Origin of the sequence: Catenibacterium sp. UBA627 (genome assembly GCF_002299355.1) — a bacterium.
Classification (GTDB): Bacteria; Bacillota_I; Bacilli_A; order Erysipelotrichales; family Coprobacillaceae; genus Catenibacterium; species Catenibacterium mitsuoka.
In genome coordinates, this window is the sequence record NZ_DBPF01000114.1 from 5,149 (window position 1) to 9,057 (window position 3,909).

Sequence of the window (3,909 nt, forward strand, 5' to 3'; positions counted from 1 at the left end):
TTAAGTTCAATGAACCTATTGAAGCAAAAGAATTAAAGCTTTGTAACTTTGTTGCTGAAGCAGCATCATGGAATAACGTAAGTATTGCTGAAATGGAAGTTTATTCTAATGAACAAACAGCACAGACTGCTACTCTAAACTCTGTTGTCTCTTCTATTGAATCTCAGAGTAAGACAATTGAAGCAGATGTGAATACATTAGATATGCCAGCTGTACCAGAAGGATTTACTGTAAGAATCAATGGTGCAGACCTTGAACAGATCATTGGTGATGATGGTAAGATTGTCCATCCATTAGTTGATAAGAATGTAAAAGTCTCTTATGTAGTTACAGAAACTTCTACAGGAAAAGAAAAGAAGACTGCAGATGTTGACTATGTTGTAAAAGGTATTAATGAACAAGTGACAGGTAAGAATGCGAAACCTACTGTTATTCCAGAAATCCAGGAATGGCATTCAAACTCAACAGAACAGATTTCTGTTAACGCATTAAAGACAGTAACTTATACAGATGATAAGTTAAAAGCTGTTGTAGATGAATTTGTACGTGATTATAAAGATTTCACAGGCATTAACCTTACAGTGAAAAAAGGTGCTTCTCAGGCTAATGCATTCAACTTTGAATTAAAAGCACCAGATACTCTTCTAGGTGATGAAGGATATACAATGGATATCCAGAAAGATCGTATCAATGTTGCTTCTGTTCATACAACAGGTAACATGTATGGTATGCAGACAATCCTTCAGATGTATAAAGAAGACAATGAAGGCTATAAGATTGGTAAAATGCGTGACTATCCTCGTTTCAAGACACGTGGATTCTTATTCGATGTAGCACGTAAACCAGTTTCATTAGATATGATGAAGGAAGTTGCAAGAACAATGCGTTACTATAAGATGAATGACTTCCAGGCTCATTTATCTGATAACTATATCTTCTTAGAACAGTATGGTAAAGGTGATAATGAAAATGAAGCATTTAAAGCCTATGAAGCATTCCGTCTAGAATCAGGATTATCTAACGATAAAGGTGAAACACCTACTGCAAAAGACTATTCTATTTCTAAAAAGGACTTCAGAGAATTCATCCAGGGTGAAAGAGCACTTGGTATGAATGTAGTACCTGAAATTGATGTTCCTGCTCATGCAACTTCATTTACTAAAGTATGGCCAGAATTGATGGTTCAGAATAAGGTATCACCATTAAACAGTAATAGACCACTTATTGACCATCTTGATGTCTCTAAGAAAGAAACAAAAGATAAGATCAAAGAAATCTTTGATGATTATACAAAAGGTGCTAATCCAGTATTTGATGGAGAAACAACAGTACATATTGGTGCAGATGAATTCTTATCAAACTATACAGCATATCGTGGATTCGTTAATGATTTAGTTCCTCACCTAAAAGAAACAAATACAGTACGTATGTGGGGTGGCTTAACTTGGATCAAAGATAATCCAGTGACTCAGATTAAGAGAGAAGCTATTGATAATGTAGAAATGAACCTTTGGTCAGCTGACTGGGCAGATGGTATTGAAATGTATGATATGGGATATAAGCTTATTAATACAATTGATGACTTTGGTTATATGGTTCCAAATGGAAACAAAGGACGTGCCAATGCTTATGGTGACTTATTAAACGTAAATAGAATCTTCAATCAGTTTGAAGCAAATAAAGTAAGGGTCAGAGGTGGTTCTTATAAGTATGTTCCTGCTGGTGATGATCAGATGTTAGGTGCTGCATTCGCATTATGGAGTGATAACATCGACAAGAGCGCATCAGGTTTAAGTGAATCTGATCTATACTGGCGTTTCTTTGATGCATTACCATTCTATGCAGAAAAGACATGGGCTGCGACTGGTAAGGAAAAAGGCAGTGCCGATGCGCTCGCAAAACTCGCTCAGGATAAGGGAACAGGACCTAATACAAACCCTTATTACAAAGAAAATAAAAAAGGTGAAAACTATGAAAGCTATGATTTCAATAATGGCTTAAAAGATAGTTCTGAAAACAAACGTGACCTTAAAGAAGGAAAGAATACTGAAATCAAGGATAATGCATTAGTATTAAATGATGGTGTAAGTTATGTTACTTCTCCAATTAAAGAACTTGGTAATGGTAATAAGCTATCATTTGATATTAAGTTAAAGAAACCAGCTAAACCAGGAGATATCCTATTTGAATCAGATGCTGACTATGGAACACATGATATCAGAATCATGGAAGATGGTAAGTTAGGATTCACAAGAGAACTTTATAACTACTATTTTGATTATGAATTACCTGTAGGTAAGACAGTCAATATCGCAATCACTACAGCTCAGCAGAAGACAAGTCTTTATGTTAATGGTGAATATGTATGTGATGCAAAAGGTAAATTCATTCATAATGATATTGTAAAGAAAGAAAACATCACACATGCAACTTTCGCATTACCATTAGAAAGAATCGGTTCTAAGACAGAAACAGTTTCTGCAGTTATTGATAACGTAGTAGTTACTGAAAAAGCACCAGAAGTAGATCTTTACAACAAAGCAGCTTGGACAGGAAAAGCAGAATCAGAAACACCAACAGCTCACGGTGGTCAGAATGAAGGTATTATCGGTATGGCATTTGATAATAAAGCTTCTACAATCTGGCATTCAGACTGGTCACAGGCTACAAAAGATAAGGTTCCTACTACATCAGGTGGAGCAGGAAGCGGTAAGGGTGCTGATGGAAGTATCTGGACTGAAATCAAGTTTGATAAAGCATATGAAATCAACCAGGTATCATTCACACCACGTCAGGACTCTAACAGTGGTCAAGTCACTAAAGCATCACTTTATATCCAGACTGAAAGGGATGGAGAATGGGTAGAAGTGGCAAAAGATCAGACATTTGCAGCTAACAAGTCAGAAAAAGTATTTACTTTTGATAAACAGAATGTTTATGGATTTAAGTTTGTTGCAAGTCAGTCAAATGATGGATGGGTTGCTATTTCTGAATTCAATATTGCGAATAAAGAAGTAACTAATAATACTTATACTGTTTATGTAGAAGCAGAAAAAGGTGGAAAAGTAAGTGGTGGTCAGGAAGTTGCAGCAGGTAAATCTGTGACTGTTACTGCAACACCTCATAGAGGATATGTATTTAAGGGATGGTATCGTCCTAACGGTGAAAAAGTATCTGATAAAGCAGAATACGCATTCAATGTAAAGGGTAATATATCTTTAATTGCGAAGTTTGAAAGATCTGCTGAAGCAGATGTTAAGATTACAAGTATTCAGAAGTTAGATGATTTGACTGTTCTACAGGGCACTTCATTTGATAAGTTAAATCTACCAGAAAAGATTACTGTTACATTTGGAAACAATGAAACAGAAGAAGTATATGTTACTTGGAATAAGAATGCTTATAATGCAGATGAATGCAAGACATATGTATTAGAAGGTACATTCACATTACCAGAAGGTTTAGTAAATCCAGATGGATTAAAGGCTACAATCAAGGTCACTGTTGAAAAAGCACCCGCTAAGACATATGCAGTTATTGTAGAAACTGATAAGAACATGGGAACTGTTTCTATGGATAAATCAGATGGTACTTATGAAGAAGGTAAAAAAGCGACATTAAAAGCTTCAGCTCATGAAGGTTATGAATTTGTAAACTGGACAGATGCAGATGGAAAAGTAGTAAGTACTTCTAACCCATATACATTTGAAGTAAACGCAAATACTACACTTAAAGCAAACTTTAAGAAAGTAGAAGTAACACCAACAGCACCTTCATCAAAAGATATCTTAGATGCAATCATTGCTGGTAATAAAGTACCATCAGTGATTAAGAAGGGCGAAAAAGAACTTGTTCTTCCTAAGGTTCCAGAAGGTTACAACATCAAGATTACTCAGGTAAGTCCTGAAG

The 3,909-nt window shown here is 35.5% G+C and carries 1 protein-coding gene; it reads left to right on the plus strand.

Going from position 1 to position 3,909, the window contains the following annotated elements:
- A partial coding sequence (locus B2S90_RS07440; protein ID WP_286696807.1) for an InlB B-repeat-containing protein occupies nucleotides 1-3,909 on the plus strand: 3,909 nt, incomplete at both ends.